Source organism: Hungatella hominis (assembly GCF_014288005.1).
GTDB lineage: Bacteria > Bacillota > Clostridia > Lachnospirales > Lachnospiraceae > Hungatella > Hungatella effluvii.
This window is the reverse complement of record NZ_JACOPB010000002.1, coordinates 773,260-794,133: the sequence shown is the minus strand read 5'-3', so window position 1 is coordinate 794,133 and position 20,874 is coordinate 773,260. Positions and strand designations below refer to the sequence as shown.

The 20,874-nt window shown below is 47.2% G+C and carries 22 protein-coding genes and 1 pseudogene; 16 read left to right on the top strand and 7 right to left on the bottom strand.

The annotated features are described in order from the left end of the window. Nucleotides 1–11: 11 nt before the first annotated feature. Genes H8S75_RS07855 through H8S75_RS07840 form a run of 4 tightly spaced genes read left to right on the top strand, consistent with a single transcriptional unit; the run spans nt 12 to nt 3,749 of the window. Nucleotides 12–887, top strand: a complete 876-nt coding sequence (locus H8S75_RS07855; RefSeq protein WP_187020530.1) for a carbohydrate ABC transporter permease — start codon at nt 12–14, stop codon at nt 885–887. After that, nucleotides 887–1,744 carry a carbohydrate ABC transporter permease gene (locus H8S75_RS07850; RefSeq protein WP_187020528.1) on the top strand — a complete coding sequence of 286 codons (858 nt, stop codon included), beginning with the start codon at nt 887–889 and terminating at the stop codon, nt 1,742–1,744. Before H8S75_RS07855 ends, H8S75_RS07850 begins: the two co-directional genes overlap by 1 nt. Before the next feature lie 29 nt (nt 1,745–1,773). Continuing rightward, nucleotides 1,774–2,658, top strand: coding sequence for an N-acetylneuraminate lyase (locus H8S75_RS07845; RefSeq protein WP_187020526.1), 885 nt, complete (start codon nt 1,774–1,776; stop codon nt 2,656–2,658). 20 nt (nt 2,659–2,678) lie between these two features. Continuing rightward, the gene (locus tag H8S75_RS07840) at nt 2,679–3,749 is read left to right on the top strand and encodes a class I mannose-6-phosphate isomerase (protein ID WP_187020525.1); all 1,071 of its coding nucleotides are present in this window, start codon (nt 2,679–2,681) and stop codon (nt 3,747–3,749) included. 30 nt (nt 3,750–3,779) lie between these two features. On the opposite strand, the gene H8S75_RS07835 is transcribed toward H8S75_RS07840, so the two are convergent. From H8S75_RS07835 to H8S75_RS32615, 6 genes and pseudogenes are all read right to left on the bottom strand, one after another. Next, nucleotides 3,780–4,427 carry a class I SAM-dependent methyltransferase gene (locus H8S75_RS07835; protein ID WP_187020523.1) on the bottom strand — a complete coding sequence of 216 codons (648 nt, stop codon included), beginning with the start codon at nt 4,425–4,427 and terminating at the stop codon, nt 3,780–3,782. A 126-nt stretch (nt 4,428–4,553) separates the two neighbouring features. Then, the gene (locus H8S75_RS32630) at nt 4,554–5,135 is read right to left on the bottom strand and encodes an MATE family efflux transporter (RefSeq protein ID WP_243270198.1); all 582 of its coding nucleotides are present in this window, start codon (nt 5,133–5,135) and stop codon (nt 4,554–4,556) included. A 65-nt stretch (nt 5,136–5,200) separates the two neighbouring features. After that, nucleotides 5,201–5,392 (bottom strand): annotated as a pseudogene (locus H8S75_RS32625) (MATE family efflux transporter); the annotation flags it as partial. After that, entirely contained in the window at nt 5,386–5,661 is a 276-nt protein-coding gene (locus H8S75_RS32620; protein WP_243270197.1) for an MATE family efflux transporter, read from the bottom strand. The gene H8S75_RS32620 and the pseudogene H8S75_RS32625, both read right to left, overlap by 7 nt. Beyond that, nucleotides 5,648–5,935, bottom strand: a complete 288-nt coding sequence (locus H8S75_RS33315; protein ID WP_349768886.1) for a MarR family winged helix-turn-helix transcriptional regulator — start codon at nt 5,933–5,935, stop codon at nt 5,648–5,650. The genes H8S75_RS32620 and H8S75_RS33315 overlap by 14 nt, the downstream gene beginning before the upstream one ends. 6 nt (nt 5,936–5,941) lie before the next feature. Continuing rightward, nucleotides 5,942–6,097 (bottom strand): hypothetical protein, encoded by a 156-nt coding sequence (locus H8S75_RS32615; protein WP_243270196.1) that lies wholly within the window; start codon nt 6,095–6,097, stop codon nt 5,942–5,944. A 316-nt stretch (nt 6,098–6,413) separates the two neighbouring features. Here H8S75_RS32615 and H8S75_RS07820 point away from each other — a divergent pair, with 316 nt between their 5' ends. The 4 genes from H8S75_RS07820 (at nt 6,414) to H8S75_RS07805 (ending at nt 13,189) form a co-directional block, all read left to right on the top strand. Next, nucleotides 6,414–7,559, top strand: a complete 1,146-nt coding sequence (locus H8S75_RS07820; protein ID WP_187020521.1) for a YcxB family protein — start codon at nt 6,414–6,416, stop codon at nt 7,557–7,559. Between the two features lie 190 nt (nt 7,560–7,749). Further along, nucleotides 7,750–9,435, top strand: a complete 1,686-nt coding sequence (locus H8S75_RS07815; protein ID WP_187020520.1) for a DEAD/DEAH box helicase — start codon at nt 7,750–7,752, stop codon at nt 9,433–9,435. A 347-nt stretch (nt 9,436–9,782) separates the two neighbouring features. After that, nucleotides 9,783–11,177, top strand: coding sequence for a 23S rRNA (uracil(1939)-C(5))-methyltransferase RlmD (gene rlmD / locus H8S75_RS07810; protein WP_187020518.1), 1,395 nt, complete (start codon nt 9,783–9,785; stop codon nt 11,175–11,177). 119 nt (nt 11,178–11,296) lie between these two features. Continuing rightward, nucleotides 11,297–13,189 carry a hypothetical protein gene (locus H8S75_RS07805; protein ID WP_187020517.1) on the top strand — a complete coding sequence of 631 codons (1,893 nt, stop codon included), beginning with the start codon at nt 11,297–11,299 and terminating at the stop codon, nt 13,187–13,189. Between the two features lie 47 nt (nt 13,190–13,236). Here the strand turns inward: H8S75_RS07805 and H8S75_RS07800 are convergent, their stop codons facing one another. After that, nucleotides 13,237–14,115 carry a LysR family transcriptional regulator gene (locus H8S75_RS07800; RefSeq protein ID WP_187020515.1) on the bottom strand — a complete coding sequence of 293 codons (879 nt, stop codon included), beginning with the start codon at nt 14,113–14,115 and terminating at the stop codon, nt 13,237–13,239. Nucleotides 14,116–14,293: 178 nt separating this feature from the next. Here H8S75_RS07800 and H8S75_RS07795 point away from each other — a divergent pair, with 178 nt between their 5' ends. The 8 genes from H8S75_RS07795 (at nt 14,294) to H8S75_RS07760 (ending at nt 20,678) form a co-directional block, all read left to right on the top strand. After that, nucleotides 14,294–15,352, top strand: coding sequence for a guanine permease (locus H8S75_RS07795; RefSeq protein ID WP_025529996.1), 1,059 nt, complete (start codon nt 14,294–14,296; stop codon nt 15,350–15,352). A 15-nt stretch (nt 15,353–15,367) separates the two neighbouring features. Then, entirely contained in the window at nt 15,368–15,940 is a 573-nt protein-coding gene (locus H8S75_RS07790) for a phosphoribosyltransferase family protein (RefSeq protein ID WP_187020514.1), read from the top strand. A gap of 235 nt (nt 15,941–16,175) precedes the next feature. Continuing rightward, nucleotides 16,176–16,748, top strand: a complete 573-nt coding sequence (locus H8S75_RS07785; RefSeq protein ID WP_187020512.1) for a GNAT family N-acetyltransferase — start codon at nt 16,176–16,178, stop codon at nt 16,746–16,748. Next, entirely contained in the window at nt 16,745–17,353 is a 609-nt protein-coding gene (locus H8S75_RS07780; RefSeq protein ID WP_187020511.1) for a methyltransferase family protein, read from the top strand. Before H8S75_RS07785 ends, H8S75_RS07780 begins: the two co-directional genes overlap by 4 nt. After that, nucleotides 17,343–17,720, top strand: coding sequence for a DUF3795 domain-containing protein (locus H8S75_RS07775; RefSeq protein ID WP_187020509.1), 378 nt, complete (start codon nt 17,343–17,345; stop codon nt 17,718–17,720). Before H8S75_RS07780 ends, H8S75_RS07775 begins: the two co-directional genes overlap by 11 nt. 185 nt (nt 17,721–17,905) lie before the next feature. Beyond that, on the top strand, nt 17,906–18,070 hold the full coding sequence (locus tag H8S75_RS07770) for a DUF255 domain-containing protein (RefSeq protein WP_080633338.1): 165 nt from the start codon (nt 17,906–17,908) through the stop codon (nt 18,068–18,070). Between the two features lie 38 nt (nt 18,071–18,108). After that, nucleotides 18,109–20,022 carry a thioredoxin domain-containing protein gene (locus H8S75_RS07765; protein WP_187020507.1) on the top strand — a complete coding sequence of 638 codons (1,914 nt, stop codon included), beginning with the start codon at nt 18,109–18,111 and terminating at the stop codon, nt 20,020–20,022. Next, the gene (locus H8S75_RS07760; RefSeq protein WP_187020506.1) at nt 20,019–20,678 is read left to right on the top strand and encodes an HDIG domain-containing metalloprotein; all 660 of its coding nucleotides are present in this window, start codon (nt 20,019–20,021) and stop codon (nt 20,676–20,678) included. The genes H8S75_RS07765 and H8S75_RS07760 overlap by 4 nt, the downstream gene beginning before the upstream one ends. Nucleotides 20,679–20,874 lie beyond the last annotated feature (196 nt).

The following is a 20,874-nucleotide window of genomic DNA, read 5'->3' as shown; positions in this document are numbered from 1 at the left end:
GGGGGACTGCCATGAAACGGAAAAAACTGATGGCAAATTTGCAGGCGTACCTCTTTGTGGGGCCGTTTGTGATCTTGTCGGTTGTATTTATGATTTATCCCATAATCAGCGGATTTATCAGCAGCTTTTATACCACGAGGTTCAGCCGCAATGCATTTGTGGGCCTGGAGAATTACGTAAAGATATTTACGGATGATATTTATATAATTGGAATCCGCAACAGCGTGTTGTTCGTGGTTACCGTGGTGCCGCTGCTCATTATTATGGGAATCTGGATAGCGGGGGCCATTTTCGACAAGATGCCGTCCTATATTTCGGCAGTGAGAGTCTGTCTTTATATTCCGGTGATCGCCTCCATGGTGGTTATGTCCATTATCTGGCGTTTTATTCTGGATTCACAGTCCGGCCTTGTAAAATATTTCAGCATGGTGTTCGGGTTCGAGGCGGTTAACGTCCTGGCGGACAGGACGTGGACCCTCGTGCTCCTGATCTTTATCCTGTTTACCATGAATATCGGCCAGAGTGTGATCCTTTATGTGGCCGATATGATCGGGATCTCAAAGGATCTGATTGAAGCCTGTAAAATTGACGGCGGTTCCAGACTGGATATGTACCGCTGCGTGCTGGTGCCGCTGACGAGGCCTACGACCATATTTATCTTTATCACACAGACGGCCGCGGTGATCCGGGTATTCGTGGTGATCCAGCTGCTCACACGCGGCGGCCCCAGCTATCAGTCCACTACGATGATGTACCTGATGTACCAGCAGGCATTTGAACAGGGCAACACAGGAGTGGGATCGGCGATCGGAGTACTGTTGTTTCTCTTTACACTGGTGCTTGTACTTTTGCAGCAGCTGGTTGCAGGAAAGAGAAAGGGGGACTGATGATGAATGGAAAGCTGTCCGTAAAGCTGAGACACGCGTCTAAATTTGATCTGGCGTCCAATGTGCTGATAATTTTGTTTTGTGTCTTTTCCCTGTTCCCTGTCTACTGGCTGCTCACCGGGTCTTTCAAGTACTCTTCGGATATTGTAAAGATTCCGCCGGATTGGATTCCCTCCAGGATAACGGTGCAGAATTTTCTCCACGTATTTGAGAAGAACCCGGCGTGGCGGTGGATGGGGAACAGCGTGGCAATCACCGTGATTACGGTGGCTCTTCTGGTGCTGGTATCTTCGGCAGCGGGATATGGACTGTCAAAAATGGAGTTTGCAGGCAGAAAGATTATTTTCGCCTTCATCATAGCGGCGCTACTGATTCCAAAAGAGATTTATATCATACCCTTATATAAGCTGATGGTGAAGCTTCAATGGGTGGGGACTTATCGGGCGATTATACTGCCCGATGTGGCAATGCCGTTTGGTGTTTACCTGCTGAAGAATTTTTATGATTCTATTCCAAATGAGATTATGGAGGCCACCGAGGTAGATGGCTGCAGTAAAATGCGGTTTTTTCTGGAATTTGGTCTTCCGCTGTCCAAGCCTGGTATCGGGGCACTGGCGATTCTGTCGGCGGTCCGTGTCTGGAACGGATACTTATGGCAGCTGGTAAATGCAACCGATAAATACTCCTATACGCTGCCGGTCGGTGTGGCCAAGCTGTTTGACACTACGGGAGGCGATGTGGATTACGGACTGAAATTCGCTGGTGCGGTCCTGACGGCGCTTCCGCTGTTTATTATTTTCTTTTCTTTCCAGAAATTTTTTACGGAAGGTGTATCGGCTGGAGCAGTTAAAGGTTGACATAAAATAAAGAACAATGAGGTATCAGTATGAAAAAGAATTTTAAAGGGATTTATGCAGCCCTGTTGACTCCATTCGACCAGTATGGCCAGGTAAACTTAAAAGAAATGAAAAAGCTGGTACGGTATCTGATCGGAAAAGGGATTGACGGGTTCTATGTGGCAGGGAGCAGCGGCGAGACATTCCTGCTCTCCCTGGACGAGCGGAAACGGGTTCTGGAGGCAGTGCTGGAGGAGAACAACGGGGAAAAGACGGTATTTGCCCATGTGGGGCACATCTCTACAGAGTTTGCCAGGGATTGTGCCGTTCATGCCAGACAGGCTGGAGCGGACGCGGTCTCTGCCATCAGCCCATTTTATTATAAATTCACTGCCGAAGAGGTTAAACAGTATTATTTTGATATTATGGATGCTGGGGATCTTCCCATGTTTATATACAATTTTCCGAGCCAGTCAGGTTTCTCACTGACGTCTGATCTGCTGGATGAACTGTGCGCTAACGGTCATGTGGCGGGGGTGAAGTTTACTTCCAATGAGTTTTTCCAGATGGAACGCATGAAGGCAGGCCATCCGGAGCTGACTCTGTTTAACGGATTTGACCAGATGCTTTTATCGGGGCTGGCAGCCGGAGCCGACGGCGGTATCGGAAGTACCTATAATGTCCTGGCGCCGGTTATACGGGAAATCTATGACGGTTTCTTAAACGGGGACATGGATACAGCCAGACGGAGCCAGGCACGCGTCAATGAGGTGATTTCAATCACCAGAAAATACGGTACCCTGAAATGCCTGAAAGCGATTCTTCAGATGGAAGGTATTGAAATGGGGGAAATGAGGCGGCCATTTTTGCCTCTGCCGCAGGAGGCCATGGCGGAGATGCGGCAGATTTATGAGGAGTATGTCATGCATCCTTAAAAACAGAACGGAGGTGTGGTATGGAACTTAGCAGAATGCCATTTGTACTGAAACGGAATAGAGTTGCCTATCTTATAAAAGGAGGAACCTTATTAAAAGAGTTTTTCAGGTACGAGGACCCGGATAACCGGTATTCCCAGGTATGGCTGGCCTCTACGGTTACATCCTCACTTCGGGAGGGGACGGAGGGTCTGTCTGTGCTTCGGGAAGATTACGGAGGGGGATATTTGAAGGAACTGCTGGAGAGGGAGCCGGAGGCATTTCTCGGAAGAGAACATACGGAAGTGTACGGCGCATCACCGGCAGTGCTGGTCAAGCTGCTGAATTCGGGAACACGTCTGCTGGTGCAGACTCACCCGACAAAGGAGAAGGCAAAGCGGTATTTCGGCCTGCCTTTTGGAAAAACAGAATGTTGGTATGTTCTGGCTGTGGAAAAGAACCGTCCGGCTTACATTTATGCAGGATTTCGTCCAGGGGTGACGCGTGAATGCTTTTGTTCTTATATAGAAGCGCAGGATACAGAGAAAATACTGAACTGCCTCCACTGTTTTGCTGTCGTGCCTGGAGACGTAGTCTATATCCCGGCGGGTACGCCACATGCGCTGGGGGCTGGCAGCCTGGTGGCGGAGATTCAGGAACCGGTTGACATAACGCTAAGGGCGGAGCGAATCCGCCCGGATGGCAGTGTGCTGCCGGAAGAATCACTTCACGGAGGAAAGGGCATGGATATTCTGCTGGACTGTTTTGATTTTACCTGCATGGAACGGGAACGGGCCAGGGAACGGTTCTTTGTAAAGCCACAGCCTTTGGTTTCTGATGGTGATGCAAGAGCTGTTCGTTTGATCGGACGCGGCACCACAGACCGTTTTTCCATGAACCGGATTTCTCTGTCGGACGGGGGTGGATACAATGCGGAAAATTACCATTTTGTCATTGCCTTTATCGCTGACGGTTCAGGGGAACTGCTGGCGGGTGATCAGTCCTTGAAACTGGAAAGAGGGATGGAAGTCTTTATCCCTCATGGAGTCAGGCAATATCAGTACCGGACGGAGCAGACCCTGGAGGTACTGGAATGCTTTCCGCCTGGGTGATATAGACAGACAGGGGAAGCGGGCGTCCGGTCAGAACACCAACGCCGCATTGAACCTGTCTTTTCTATACGGATCGTAAAAACCGTCGCTGATATCCCAGCCCTCGAATTCCTCCGGAGTAAACAGCAAATGCTCCGTTCTGTGGGAACGGATGGGAAGCTCACCGATCAGTACCCCCTTTTTTGCCACCCGTAAAAGTTCCTCCGCAGCCCTCTGAGCGTATTCCTTATCATCAAAATAAAGAAATACGCCGTAGCAGATGACCTTGTCAAAGGTCTTATCTTTAAACGGCAGATTGGCGGCCTCGCCGACCAAAACCGGATTGTGCAGCAGCTCGATGTGGCGTCTGACAAGTGTAGGGGAATAGTCGATGCCTGTATAATCGCAGTCCAGGTACTGGGCCAGGGCTCCGGCACCGCATCCGACCTCCAGTACCTTATCTTCCTTCTGAATATTGAGGCGGCGGCTGATCTCAGCAGCCACCTCTTCCATATCAACCTGAGTGCGCTCGTATCCGTCGAAGGCCAGAAGATCCTCTATGCCGCCCTCAGCCCTTCCCTTGCGCGTCCAGATCTGCTTCCAGGTTTCTTCTTCTGCGGGTATGATCTGCCCTGCCTCCGTTTGTATGATGGTGTGATCTGTCTCTGATTTCTTGCTGATGTTCTCCAATCCGTTCATGATTTGTCCTCCTTAAGGTATGCATTGGAATAAAGAAGTTGTTCAAAAATATAATGATTTATAAATTATTGAACATCCTAACAGCAAAAAAGCAGTTTGTCAATAGCATTTTACATTAAAATATTTTTACGCCTTTTTCTTTTCCTTCATTATCAGAAAGATACTGATACACATAGCCGCCAGCTGTGAGACTGGTACTGAGAGCCATGTTCCGCCGATCCCTGTCATTTGCGGCAATATGAGCAGCAGCAGGAACAGGATTATTACTTCCCCATAGATCATAATGCAGGCTTGCAGGTCTTTGTCTGTAGCGTAGAAATAGACAGTCGTCACCCTGGATATGCTGACAAATAAGTAACCGCTCAGGAATACAGGGAGAATATCTGCAACGCGTGCTGTAATCTGGGGAGAGGCGCCGAACAGCGCGGCCGCCTGTCCTCGAAGGAGAAACAGCACTCCCATACACAGGAGTGAGACTGCGGCGGCAAAGCTATACGCCAGGTTACGGAACTGCTTTGTACGGTCGTGATGGCCCTCACCGTAGGAGAGACTGATCAGCGGCTGACAGCCGTCACTGACACCCTGAAGCAGGAGGATAATGATGGCGGAAATATAGCTGACCGGCGCATAGCAGGTGACGGCCGCCGTACCGCCTGCCCAATAACCGTCGCAACGGCGGCTCCCATCATACCGAAGGGAAGATGCCATACGAACAAGTAATTGAGAAATATGTTCGTTAAAAAACCTGCGATCATAGCGGCCATGGCCGAAAACGCGCCTCCCATATTGCGAATGAAGGGGACGAGCCCCGTTCCCAGAACCTGAAAAATGGCTCCAAAAGCAATATAAAGAATGTACTCCTGCGCCAGCTCCCCGATCGTGCCAGACGCTCCAAAAAAGCGGAGGACCACAGGGGCGCTTAACAGCAGAATCACGGATAAAAGAATTCCGGAAATGGTTAACATAATGAGAGACATACCGAAATACTGGCGGCCCCTTTTATGATTTTCCGTGCCGGCGCTGATGGCGTACTGGATTGCGCCGCCATGCCGATTCCGGTGCCGACGGCCTGTAAAAAAGCTGTAAGCGGGTATGCAATATTGACTGCGGCCAGGGCGCTGTCGCCCAGGGCGTTGCCAACGAAAAAACCATCGGCGATGGCATAGACGCCTGACAGCGCAAAGGCCAGCATGGAGGGAATGACGTAGTGGAAAAATTCTTTATGCAGTTTCATTTGAGTCTGTCTCCTTAAATAGTTTGTTATAGAGCGCGGTGCTCTCTAACAGTGCTCTGGCATTCTCCTGGCCCATCTTTTGCCAGACGGACCTTTCATGGGACTGAAGATCGGAAGCCGTGGCCTCCATAAATAACCTGCCCGCGTCAGTCAGCAGAATGACCTTGCCCCGCCGGTCTTCCTCCGAAGGCACAAGTGTAATCCAGGCGCGCCCGGCAAAGTTTTTCAGGATGGTGTTGACCGTCTGTTTCGGAAGCTGCCAGTGGGTGCAGATGTCTTTCTAAAGACAAGGGCCGTCCGGCTCCATGATGGAAAGGACAACCAGGAGTTCATAATAGGACAGACCGCGTTTTTTGGCCCATTCTTCGTACAGGGCGCTGGTTTCCCGCCAGAGTACGGTGTAGTGTTTTAGCTGTTCTGTCAGAATATCGTACATGATTGAGTTGACCTCCGTTTTATAAATAAATAGTCTGGTAACGGACTAATCGCAACATGCAGAAAGAATTTTTGTCAAGGAAATATTTTCTGAATTTTTTTGTTTAGATGGTTCTGGATTTTGTTTGTCGGGCAAAGGTAAAGCAGGGGATTTTCAGAGTTGGGGTTTGTGACTTGCGGTAGTTTCTTCTATGATATATAATGGGGAGGAATAGGTGCTATGAAATGGAAGAGATATTTTGAAGAGGAAGAGATAGGACGATAGGAGAGAAATACATAAAGTACTGTGATAATAGAAAGGATAGGGGGGATCGCCAATGCGTGAACTCGAAGTTCAGCTTTCAAAAAAGGATATTCTGCGCATGATGTCGGATATGAGGCTTAAGAAGGACGGGATGAAGGAGTCAAAGATCCAGGCTGTCATGCTTATTATTGCCGGAATATCCCTGATCTACACCGTGGGTGTTGTGGCGATCGGCGGTCATGACCCATCCATTCTCTGGTGGATAACCGATCTGTGTGCCGGAATCGGGCTGTGGCTTGGCTTTGCCGTGATAATCACGGTTCTTATTAAAACGGTTCAATACTTCAGAATCATAAAAGGTCCGCTTATGCACCGGCAGTTGGTACGGTTTAGAGAACATCGGATTGAGATGTGTACGGAGGAAGGCGTAAGCTGTTATCCTTACGCTTCCATTTTATATGCAGAAAAGACGAGGCATCAGATCCTGGTTTATATGAAACGGATTGGGACGATAAAGACTCTGCTGACACTTCCGGATTCTGCGTTCACCGGCGAAGCCGAAATGGACTGCTGCCTCGCCTTTCTGCAGGAAAAGCAGCAGCAGGAGGCCTTTATGGATCCTCTGGACCAGCAGGCGGAGATCATATGCCCTGAAGAACAGGTATATTCCTTTGCATTTATTCAGGAGGAGGCAGAATGGCTGGATGTGCTGACTGCAGGCAAGTATTATATGATGCGGACGAGGTATGCACTTAAAATACCAGAAAGCATGACTATGATACTGTCGTTGTTACTGCTTACAGGCGTTGGAATCTTTTCATTTAAGCGGGACAGAGATCCGGTGCCTGCTGCGGTTTATGGTATTTTTATTATTCTGTTTATTGGCATGGCATATTGGAGATTTTGCAGCAGGAAATGGATTTACCGCGGCGTAAAACGAGCCTTAAAACGCCGAAAAACGGTGCCGGACAGGACTGGCCGTCAGGTGATTTCCTTCGATCGGTCGGGAATCAGCCTCTGTACGGATACGGAACAGTGGAATCTGGCTTATCCCACAATTTACAAGGTGGTGGAGAGTAAAAAAGAGGTATTTATTTTTACGAAAGGTCCGTATTTTTTGAATATTCCAGTTTGGGCATTTCAGACAGAGAGGGAAAAGCTGGAGGTCCTGAACTACTTAAGGGCGCGCGGAATTTGTGTGTTACAGAAAAATATATAGTCGGGATATCATGGATATAAAGAAAACTCCTTGACATGAAAAAATATTTCTGTTATAGTTTAAACTTGTGAAACGAGAGGATGAAGGTCTGAAACGTATACCTGACACCTCTCGTTTTCTTTGCGAAAAGTGTGTGTGCGGCCGTCGGCAACAGTTGAACCCGGCAGGCCTAGAAAGGACTTATTTATTTATGGAGACAATGAGATTTGATGAATTACAGCTAGACGAAAGAATTCTGCGGGCAGTTGCGGACATGGGATTTGAGGAGGCTTCGCCGATTCAGGCGCAGGCGATTCCGGTACAGATGGAGGGCAGGGACATTATTGGCCAGGCTCAGACAGGAACCGGTAAGACGGCCGCATTTGGTATTCCGCTGTTACAGAAAGTGGATCCGAAATCCAAGAAACTCCAGGCGATCGCCCTGTGTCCCACCAGAGAGCTTGCAATTCAGGTGGCTGACGAAATCCGTAGATTAGCAAAATATATGCACGGTGTCAAGGTTCTTCCAATTTATGGCGGCCAGGACATTGTAAAACAGATTCGCTCCTTAAAGGATGGTACCCAGATTATCATCGGAACACCGGGCCGTGTGATGGATCATATGCGCCGCAAGACGGTGAAATTTGACCATATCCATACCGTAGTTATGGATGAGGCCGACGAGATGCTGAACATGGGCTTTTTAGAGGATATGGAGACTATTTTAAGCCAGCTTCCGGAGGAGCGCCAGACTGTGATGTTTTCCGCTACCATGCCTCAGGCGATCGCGGACATTGCGCACAAGTTCCAGAAGGAACCGGTGACTGTGAAGGTGGTTAAGAAAGAACTGACTGTTCCGAAGGTAACCCAGTATTATTATGAAGTAAAGCCGAAGACAAAGGTAGAGGTTATGTGCCGTCTGTTAGATATGTACGCACCAAAGCTTTCCGTTGTGTTCTGTAATACGAAGAAGGGCGTGGATGAACTGGTACAGGCACTTCAGGGACGTGGCTACTTCGCGGAAGGTCTGCACGGTGATTTGAAGCAGATTCAGCGTGACCGCGTTATGAACAGCTTCCGTAACGGCAGAACCGATATTCTGGTGGCCACCGATGTAGCGGCCCGCGGAATTGACGTAGATGACGTAGAAGCCGTATTTAACTACGATCTCCCGCAGGATGACGAGTACTACGTACACCGGATCGGCCGTACCGGTCGTGCCGGCCGCGAGGGTATTGCATTCAGCTTTGTGGTTGGAAAAGAAGTTTATAAGCTTCGCGATATTCAGCGTTACTGCAAGACTAAGATCATTCCTCAGGCGATTCCTTCCCTGAATGACGTGACAGGCATTAAAGTCGATAAGATTTTAGAGAATGTGGCGGACACCATCGAAGAATCCGATTTAAGCGAAATGATCAATATTCTTGAAAAGAAGCTGTTGGAAGAAGATTATACTTCCCTGGATCTGGCAGCCGCTCTGTTAAAGATGATGATGGGCGAAGAGAGTGAGGATATTGTAGACACAAGAGAACCACGCTCTCTCGATGATTTAGACAGCTATTACAGCGGAGGAAGCCGTAATGGCAACGGACGCGGAAGAGGCAGAAACAGCGGCGGCCGTGATAGCCGGTATGACAGCGGTCGTGAAGATATGGCCCGTCTGTTCATCAACATCGGAAAGAACCAGAACGTGAAGCCGGGTGACATCCTGGGAGCCATCGCAGGCGAGTCAGGCATGCCGGGTAAAATGGTCGGAAGCATTGATATGTATGACAAGTATACATTTGTAGAAGTGCCGAGAGAAAACGCCGATGCAGTGTTAAATGCCATGAAGGATGTAAAGATCAAGGGTAAGAATATTCACATGGAAAAGGCGAACGGCGGCAAGAGCAAATAAGAAGCCGGGGACGAATTGGCGATAGTAGGCTGGTGAAGTCTGGATGGCGGATAGATAGAGCAGTTGATGAAGAACTGATAATTAGAATCGTAAGAGACGGTTGTGTAAGGGCGTAATGAAATGCGCTCGTATACAGCCGTTTTTGATTTGAATCAGTGGTTTGGAGGTCTGGCTTGGAGGTCTGATCTGGAAGAATGCTGCTGCTGTGTAGTTTCGATACTTGGCAGGGACGGAGATATTTCTTGCGTATTGAAAGGAAAGAGGATAGAATAAAACTTAGCTAAAAGAAATTTATATATGCTGGAATTAAATCGAATCGTATAGAAGAATCGGGGAGAACGATTAATATGGAATGGAAAAAGAATGACAGGATTCAGGTGACAATAGAGGATATGGGAGATACAGGTGAAGGAATCGGCAAGACCGATGGTTACACCTGGTTTGTGAAGGATGCGGTGATTGGTGACGAGGTGGAAGCCAAGGTAATGAAGACAAAAAAGTCTTATGGCTTTGCCCGCTTAGAGAAAATTATCAATGCGTCGCCAAACCGTGTGACGCCGCGGTGCCCGGTGGCCCGCCAGTGCGGCGGCTGTCAGCTCCAGGCAATGGACTACAAAGAACAGTTAGCTTACAAAGAACGGAAAATCTATAATAATATTACACGAATCGGCGGATTTGATGAGGTTCCGATGCTGCCCATCATGGGAATGGACGAACCATGGAGATACCGCAATAAGGCACAGTTTCCCTGGGGACTTGATAAGGACGGTAAGATTATAACCGGATTTTATGCAGGCCGGACCCATGCGATCATTGAAAACGGGGATTGCCTGCTGGGGATTGAAGAAAACAGAGAGATACTGAAGATAATCAAAAATCATCTGGAACGCTGCCATATAAGACCATACGATGAGGCAGCCCATTCTGGTTTAATCCGCCATACTCTGATTCGAAAGGGATTTCATACCGGCGAACTGATGGTATGTCAGGTGATCAATGGAAAAAGCCTGCCCCATCAGGATGAGCTGTCTGAGCAGCTGTTAAAGATACCGGGAATGACGAGTATTTCGGTTAACATAAATCGTGATCAGACCAATGTGATACTTGGAAATGAAGTCATCAACCTTTATGGGCCGGGTTATATTACGGATTCGATCGGCGGTGTGAAATACCGCATTTCCCCGCTGTCATTTTACCAGGTAAATCCGGTGCAGACGGAGAAACTTTATTCCACAGCCCTGGAATATGCGGGACTGACCGGCGGGGAAACCGTGTGGGATTTATATTGCGGGATCGGTACCATATCATTATTTCTTGCACAGAAGGCGAAGAAGGTGTATGGCGTGGAGATCGTGCCGCAAGCCATCGATGATGCCCGGGAGAATGCCAGGATTAATGGGATAGAGAACGTGGAGTTCTTCGTCGGAAAAGCGGAGGAGGTACTGCCCAGGGAATATGAGAAGAATCAGGTATATGCCGATGTGATCGTCGTGGACCCGCCGAGAAAAGGCTGTGATGAGGTCTGCCTGGATACGATTGTGAAGATGGGACCGAAACGGGTGGTCTATGTCAGCTGTGACTCGGCTACGCTCGCGCGGGATATGAAGTATCTGGCGGAGAGAGGGTATGAGGTGGTGAAGGTGAGAGGGTGTGATATGTTTCCGCATGCGGGGCATGTGGAAACAGTTTGCTTGTTGGAACTGAGCATGTTTCCTGTTACCGTGGCGGGGGAAGGAAAATGAATGTTTTAGTTAAATTGTAGAAAGTAATATAATTCCGATGTATTTGGTTTTGTTTTGATATAATACGGGGATAGTATTTATATAGTTACATTAGATAAAAAATAGAAGTCAATTGATGTTTGAATGTGGTTGAAGAAAGTGGTATTAATAATATGAGTAATTACATCAGAAAAACGCCAAGGAAAGAACAGAATTCCGATAAAAATTGGAGTAAAAAAGAAGATCATTTCTTAATAGAAAACTATCACACCCTTGGTTCTAAAGCTGTAGCTGAATTATTACACCGTGTTCCGGCAGCATGTCGAAATCGAGCATATCACTTAAACATAACCCGGGTTTTAGGCTGGTCTTTGGAGGAAGAGCAGATTCTTGTGCAAAACTACGCGAACAAAGGTGCTGGCTGGGTAGCCAAACAACTGGGGCGCTCCAAAAGCTGTTGCATTGCCCGGGCAGGGAAACTGGGTATAAAGCGGGATTACCATTGGACAAAAACACAAACGGATTATCTGAAGAAATATTATCCTATGGTAGGCGCGGTGGGGGTTGCTTCTTTTTTGAAGCGTTCGCCCAACACTTGTCAGGTAAAGGCATCAAGTCTTGGCATTCAGTATGTTGATCAGTTGAAATGGAGTAAGGAAGATGAGCAGTTACTAACGGAGCATTACCCTAGGGAAGGGGTAATCGCAGTGGCAAAACTTATTGGTAAGTCAGAGTCCGCTTGCCGCAGTCATGCAGCTACAATGGGATTGATTTTTGATAATTCATGGACGAAAGAGGAAGAGAATATTATAAAAGAATACTATCCAAGGTTTGGCCCTTCTGGTACTTCAGTACTTTTAAATCGCCCCCACAGCGCCTGTGTAAGCCGGGCCAGTAAGCTTGGTATTATCTTTGAAAATACCTTAAAATGGACGAAGGAGGAAATAGGCATCCTTCGGCAGTATTACCCGTTAGAAGGAGCTAAAGTGGCTGAGCGCATCGATGGGAGAAGTGCAAGTGCTTGTATGAATTGTGCAGGTCGCCTTGGTATTAGTTATAAGCAAACAGAATCTATGGGGGTTCATGTAATAAAAAAGTTTCTGGACTACAAAGGAATTCGATATCAGCAGGAAGTTGTCTTTGAAAATTGCAAATATAAAAACAAACTGCGGTTTGATTTTGCCATCTTCCTGGTGGAACAGGATTTCCCTGATAAGCCTACGGGATTAATAGAATTTGACGGCCTGCAACATTTTAGGCCAATACATTTCTTTGATTTTCAGGAATATAAGTATGAGTCGGCGTTGCAGAATCTAAGACTGCGAGATGAAATTAAAAATAATTTTTGTCAACAATTTTGCATCCCGTTGTTGCGTATTCGTTATAATCAAGGAGAACAAATTAATGAAATACTATCCGACTTTATTGCTCATGTGGAAACGTATCTTATCTCTTTTAATCCTTTTTTATCAAATGAAGAGTATTATGAAGGAGATGAGGATGCGAGCACCGCGATAGTCCAACACGAAAATGCTAAGAATATATCTAAATTGCAAACCAAAGGTGCATTTTACAGTTTTAGATGGACAAAAGATGAGTGTACATTTTTGAGGGATAATTATTCATATAAAGATGCCATGTGGATTGCAAATCGTTTAGGAAGGACTTGTAGTGCATGTGAGAATAAAGCTCGTAAGTTAAAATTGAAACGGAGAAGTCCAAACTGCTATCATCATCGTTGCGCTTGGAGTGTAGTTGAAGATAATTTATTAAAAGTGTATTATGAGGAGAAAGGTGCTCAGTGGGTTGCTGATCAAATTGGGCGTACAGTCAGCGCTTGTCAACATCGTGCCAGTAGAATGCAGGTTAAAAAGAAAAAGCATTTTACACGTTGGACTAAGGAAGAAGACGATATCTTAATAAAATTCCATAAAAAGAAAACACATCAGGATATAGCACAAGTGCTGATGCGCACAAAACAAGCCTGCGATAATCGGATGAGGATACTTAAAATAAAAAAGAAAATAAGCTAGAAGTTTTGAGAAGGGAATGATAAGATTGGGAGAGCCCTAAAGTCCCCTTACCCAACATCAACCCCATGAAACCCCAGAAAATTCCGTGCCGCCCGAGACAGCGGATACTCCTTATTAACAATAAATGCGCTGGTAATAAACAGATTGTCATCAGAAAAATGTTTCACTGCCAAATCCTTAATATGCTGAAAGTCGGCGGTTGTCAGTGAGGCCAGCGCGACGGTTCCGAAGGATCTGGCCCACTCGATGGCGGTCGCATTGGAGGAGGTAATGATAGAGATATTCGGCGCAAGCAGGCGGTGGCCAAAGGAAGAGCGGACCAGGTCCAGGCAGTCAAAGGGAACCGCCAGAGGGTAATCTGCCAGTTGAGCGATATCGAGAATATCACCTTTTTGCATCAGAGGATGATCCGGTTTACAGATAGCGACGATCTCCTCTTTCTCATAGGGGTAGACGGCCAGGGAGGCATAGCCGGGGAGGCTGGAACGTATGAGGCCGATCTCCGTTACGTGGTTTAAGACATTGGGAATCGCAAAATCACTGGGAATTTCATAAAAATCAAAATTGACATTAGGGTATGCCGCCCGGAAATCATCGAAGAGATGGTGCAGAAAATAGGCGGAGTTTCCCGCAGGGATTGACAGCTTTAGCAGTTCGGAAAAAGCTGTCTTTTTGTTGTGAATCTCGTTGTGAAGTTTCTCCTCGGCCTGGCAGATCTCTTTGGCATGCAGATAAAAGACTCGCCCCGCATCGGTCAGTTCCAGTTTGTGCCGGTTTCGGATCAGCAGCTTCGCCCCATAATAGGCTTCTATATTTTTTAGCTGATTGCTCAAAGATGGCTGAGCGATCAGCAATTGATTCGCCGCGGCCAAAATACTTCCGCATTCCACAATCGTAATAAAATTTCGGTAAGACTCTAAAGTCATAGAGCAAACCTCCTTACTAATATAATAAAAATATTATATAAAATATGTAAAAATGATAGTTTTATTATATTAAAAAATATGCTACAATGCAAATTGTTTTTAAAAATACATGCTTATAAAAGATACAATATTTATAAGTATAACTAATTAATGAAAATAAGGGGGACTAAAGATTACGATGAATGCTTTACTTACAGATTTACTTGCCGTATTTGGTGTTGTTTTGAACGCGCTTCCTCAGGGACTTTTGGCGCTGTCATTTGGATTTGCAGCTGTCCCGACGGCGATGGCGTTTTTTATTGGAGCAGCAGGGAATGTAATAACGGGAAATGTGGCGCCTATTTCATTTCAGGCGGAGACCATAACCTATGCGGGAACCAGCGGCAGGAACCGCTCGGAGCGGTGTACCATGATCTTTATAGGTGCGGTCATTCTTGCGGTGGTCGGCGCTTGTGGGATGCTCACAAAAATTGTGGATTTTATTGGGACAGATATTGCGAACGGAATGATGGCCGGCGTGGGACTGATCTTGACGAAAGCGGCTGTCAATATGGTGAAGGAGGATCACATTGCCGGCGGAGTGTCGCTGGCTGCGGCTGTCATCACCTATCTTTTGACCAGATCCAGTGCCAATACGCTGGTTTATACAATTGTTATTTCGGTTATCGCTTCCAGCATTGCTTCTGCGGTTCTGAATAAAGAAAAGAAGAATATTGTTATTGCCGACGATAAATTTAAGCGGCAGAAATTTACGATAAACGGAACAGTTATTTTTGGAGCACTCGGTATGGTATGCTTAAATATCGGGTCCAACATTTCCTTCGGGGCGATTACTGCCAGCATGGCGGGGGCAGATACTTTTAATGTGGATCATTTAACCCTGATCTCGTCCCTTGCGGACATCGGTTCCTCCTTCTTCGGCGGCGCACCGGTTGAGTCAATTATTTCCGCTACCGCAAATGCGCCCCACCCGGTATGGGCCGGCGTTGCGATGATGGTAGTGGTAGGCGTGATTCTTTTAAGCGGCCTGCTTCCGAAAATCGGCAATTACGTTCCGTCCTCGTCCATTGCAGGCTTTCTGTTTGTGCTGGGCCTGTTCAAGACATTTGTGCTGGATGCGCCTGCGGCGCTTGCGGTTAATCCGGCAGTGGGCGGAAGTGCACTCGTTGTCACGGCAATCTCCAATCCGTTTCTCGGAATGCTTGCCGGAATTGCAGCCAGAATTCTTGGCATGTAAAGGAGGAAATCATTGATGAAAAACTATGAACTAAATCTATTTGGTGTAAAACGGGAACTGCCTTTTATTGATCTGGAGGATAATCTGGCATTTGCAAGTTTTGTCATTATGGGGGATACGGAGCTTATTATGGCCTGCGCGCCTAAGCTTGCCGAGAAGATCGGGGATGTGGATGTCATTATAACCGCGGAAGCCAAAGGAATTGCGCTGACCTATGAAATCAGCAGAATTCTTGGAAAAAAAGAATTTATCGTTGCAAGGAAAAGCATCAAATCCTATATGAGCGGAGTCGTGTCGGTGTCGGTACACTCTATTACAACTTCAGGAGAGCAGCACTTGTACCTGGACGGCCATGATGCAGAGAGTCTCAAGGGGAAAAAGGTTTGTATTGTGGATGACGTCATTTCCACCGGAGAATCGCTTTACGCGCTGGAGGCACTGGTGGAGAGTGCCGGGGGAATCGTCACCAAAAAGGCAGCAGTGCTCGCAGAGGGAAATGCGGCGGAGCGGGATGATATTATCTTTTTGCAGAAACTTCCGCTGTTTCAGAAAACGGATGATGGCGGATATGAAATCAAGGAGTTATAAGGACAGAAGAAGCTTTAAATAAAAGCAGATATCATATCATTCCAAAGGGAATGGATCATATCTGCTTTTTATATCAAAACAATTCATAAAAGCGTGTTTTGAAGGAATCGAAGGAATCTCTTTACAACAGCAATCCAGGCAGTATAGAAGTAACAAAAATATACATTGATTATAAGCAAAAACGCTTTATAATAGAACTTAAGACGATTCAAAACCAATAACAGGAGGTATTCTTGTGACAGACAGATTGGAAACAGACCGATTGATTCTCAGACCATGGGATGAGGCGGACGCGGAGTACTTATACAACTATGCAAAGGATGACAGAGTAGGCCCCATCGCAGGATGGCCAGTACATACAAGCGTGGAGAACAGCCGGGAGATCATTAAGAATGTCCTGTCGAAGGAGGGAACGTATGCGGTTGTCTTAAAGGAGACCATGCTCCCTGTGGGAAGTATTGGATTGATGGCTGGCAAAGACAGCAATCTCAATATTCCCGATACAGAAGCGGAAATCGGATACTGGATCGGAGTTCCTTATTGGGGCCAGGGGCTGATTCCGGAAGCGGCACGCGAACTGATTCGGTACAGTTTCGAGGAACTGCATATGGAAAAGCTGTGGTGCGGATATTTTGATGGAAATGAGAAATCCCGCCGTTCTCAGGAAAAGTGCGGCTTCCTTTATCACCATACCAATGAAAATATTCACTGGGAACTGATGAAGGATACCCGCACAGAACATATCACCTGTATGACAAAGGAACAGTGGGAAAAGACAAATACACAGAGAGGTCAGGTAAAATCATGATATTTCAGCTGATGGGATTAATGGCGCTGCTCCTCTTTTATGGGGTTTATTTTGGAAAAATGGCAGCGCAGAGGAAGCAGGGCATACAAACCGATCACATTGCCAAAGGCGGAAAAAAGGGACGTCTGTTCTGGGTGGAAATGACCATGAAGGCGGCGACTTATGCGGTCCCTGCTGTGGAAATCATAAGCCTGCTCTCCGGAACCAGCCGGATGCCTGCTTTGATCAGATATTTGGGGGCGTTGGCAGCATTTGCCGGAGCGGCGTGTTTTGCAGCTTCTGTTTATACGATGCGGGACAGCTGGCGGGCCGGGATACCGGAAGGTGATAAAACGGAGATTGTGACGACTGGAATCTACAGTATGAGCCGCAATCCTGCATTTCTGGGATTCGATCTGGTGTATATCGGCTTGCTGCTCATGTTCTTTAATCCGGTGTTACTGGTGTTTTCGATTTTCGCAATGTTGATGCTGCACATGCAGATTTTGCAGGAAGAAAAATATATGGCAGATACATTTGGCGGCGAGTACGAGAAATACAGAGAACACGTTTACCGGTATATAGGGTCGAAAGGAAGATATGGAGGAAATACAAATGAAACGTGAAATGGGTATAGCGAGATGCGGGCTTGCCTGCTGTCTGTGTTCTGGGAATGAAACGTGCGCAGGCTGTAATTCCGGTGAATGTCCGGGCCGGGACTGGTGCGAGAAACGGAACTGTTCCATGGAAAAAGGAATTGAAGGCTGTTACACCTGTGGCGAATCCTGTTCCAAAGGGCTGCTGGGCAAAATAAAACCGCTTGGATTCCGCACATTTATTCAGCGGTACGGCGTGGAAGCGCTGCTGGACTGCCTGGAACGCAATGAAAAGAATGGAGTCCTTTACCACAGGGAAGGCATTAACGGGGATTACGATGATTTTGAAGATGTGGAAGCACTGATTTCCTTTATCCAGTCTGGAAATAAAGCGTAACAATGGTATACAGGGAGAATCAGAGAGGAACTGCGGTACGAGTCTGAACAGTGCCCGGACTGACAGCGTATAATTTATGGCTGTCAGGGAGAAAATAACAGGGTAACAATCAATTTCAGATCATTCATAGGGGGTGTATTTGCAGCTGCAAATATATCCTCTTTTTACAGAAAGGAGGTGGTCCTGTGGACAATCATAAAAATATACCCAATAGGTTAATCAATGAAAAATCGCCTTATCTGCTGCAGCACGCTTACAATCCCGTGCAGTGGTATCCCTGGGGCGGGGAAGCGTTTGAGAAAGCAGTGCTTGAGGATAAGCCTGTTTTCCTATCTATTGGGTACAGCTGACTTTTCTGCATGGAAGTACATGTCACTGGTGCCATGTGATGGAACACGAATCATTTGAAAACAATACAATCGCGAAGCTTTTAAACAGGGAGTATATCTGTGTAAAGGTGGATCGGGAGGAACGGCCGGATGTGGATGCTGTATACATGTCAGTCTGCCAGGCCATGAATGGACAGGGCGGATGGCCGCTCACGATTATTATGACGCCTGCGTGCAAACCGTTTTTTTCGGGCACGTATTTACCGCCTAAAGCACGGTACGGCCGGGTTGGGCTGGAAGAGCTGCTGACTGCGGTGGCAGGGCAGTGGAAAACAAACAGGGAAAAACTCTTAGACAGTGCAGGACGGATCGAAGCGTACTTGAAAGAACAGGAGCGGGCGACAGTGTCGGCGGAGCCAGGAATGGATCTGGTGCATCAGGCATTTCGGCAGTTTGCAGGCAATTTTGATAAGAAGAATGGCGGCTTTGGCGGCGCACCTAAATTTCCGACACCCCATAATCTGATGTTTCTGATGGAATATGGAACGAGAGAGAAGAAGCGGGAAGCTTTGACTATGGCGGAAACAACGCTGGTACAGATGTACCGGGGTGGAATTTTTGACCATATTGGCGGCGGATTCTCCAGATATTCCACGGACGAAAGGTGGCTGGTGCCGCACTTTGAAAAAATGCTTTATGATAATGCGCTGCTGGCGCTGGCTTATGTGGAAGCCTTCGGCCTGACCGGCCGTGAGTTATATGGAGGCGTGGCGCGTAAGATTCTTGCATATGTGGGTGCGGAACTGACGGATGCACAGGGCGGATTCTATTGCGGACAGGATGCGGACAGCGACGGCGTAGAAGGAAAGTATTATGTTTTCACTCCAAAGGAAATATGCAGAGTCTTGGGCGAAAACGCAGGGACGGCATTTTGTGACCGTTATGGGATTACGGAGCATGGAAATTTCGAAGGAAAAAGCATACCGAATCTGTTGGGAAATGAAGCGTATGAGGAAGATGTAAAAGCAAACACAAAAGCGGAATACACAAAAGCGGAACAGGCAGAAAACGATCTGAAAATAGCTGACCTTCAAAAACTATATGAATACCGTATCCAGCGGACCCGGCTTCACAAGGATGATAAAATTCTGGTTTCCTGGAATGGCTGGATGATCTGCGCGTGTGCGAAGGCCGGAGCTGTGCTGGGTGAGACGGAGTATGTGGATCTGGCTGTGCGGGCGGAAGCATTTATCCGTAAAAACCTTGCGAGGAACGGTCGGCTGATGGTGCGCTATCGTGATGGCGATGCTGCGGGAGAGGGAAAGCTGGACGATTATGCCTGCTATATTCTCGCATTGCTGGAGCTTTACAGGGTGACCTTCCAGGAAGATTATCTCGCGCGTGCGTCTGCTTGGGCGGAAACGATGATTGAGCAGTTTTTTGACTGGGAACGGGGCGGATTCTATCTTACAGCAAAAGATGGAGAACAGCTTATCGTGAGGACAAAGGAGACTTATGACGGTGCAATGCCTTCCGGGAATTCGACTGCTGCCCGGGGACTTCAGCAGCTGGCACAGATTACGGGGGAGTCAAAATGGCAGGAAATACTGGATCAACAGTTGCATTACCTGGCCGGCGCCATGGAGGGATATCCCTCCGGGCACAGCTATGCGCTGCTGACAATGATGAATGTTCTGTATCCGTCAAAGGAACTGGTTTGTACGATTTCACCTGCTGTCCGCGATACAGAGCAGAAGACACTGCTTAACCGTCTGGCGTATCTGTCAGAAACGGTGCCGGGACTGGCCGTCGTGGTGAAGACTGCGGACAATGAAATGGAACTGGCAAAGCTGGCGCCATATACCAGAGATTATCTGGTGCCGGAAGACGGTATGCTGTTCTATCTCTGCAGCGGAAGCAGATGTTTGCCTCCAGTAGAAAAACTGGAGCAGTTGACGGAGAAATGGTTATGAGCTTAAAAGACAGAAATGAAAAAGAGATATACAGGGAAGAGCAATACAGAAAAATAGAATCACATCTCCTTCTGGACGACCGTCCATCCGAGTATCTGGAGAAAGTAGGAGAAACGGAAGAATTTAATCATTTCCCCTTCGATCTTCTGAAACGAATGAAACAGACAGAGCAATCGCCGAAATACCATCCGGAAGGCAGCGTATGGATCCATACAATGATGGTAGTAGACGAGGCGGCTAAGCACCGGGAACAAAGCAAGAATCCGCAGGTATTTATGTGGGCTGCCCTTCTTCATGATATTGGAAAACCATCCGTTACCAGATTCCGGAATGGTAAGATCACCTCCTACAATCATGATAGGGAGGGGGCGGAACTGGCGCGTGAGTTCCTTCTGGTCTTTACAGAAGATGAGGCGTTTATTGATGCAGTCTGCGGGCTGGTGCGATACCATATGCAAATCCTATTTGTGACAAAAGGGACAGCACGCGCACAGCTGAAGGAGATGAAGCGTTCCGTGGACATCCGGGAGGCGGCGCTTCTGGGACTTTGCGACAGGCTGGGACGCGCCGGTGTGGATGTGGAGAAGGAGAAAGAGAGTGTCATGGCTTTTCTTCAGGTATGCGGCGTTCCAGGAAAGGATTTTGATTTCATCTAATAACCGGTCTGAAGATAATACCTCTTATAAAAACAGCAAATTAAGCGGCATAGGCTATATTGGCTATGCCGCTTTGTTTGCTGCGGTATATCGGACTTGAGATTTAAACCGTGATCTGATATAGTGTAACTATTTAGAAAAATGAATTTTAGAAAACTGTTATGAAACAAAAGATAAGCAGGATACCGCCTAAGCC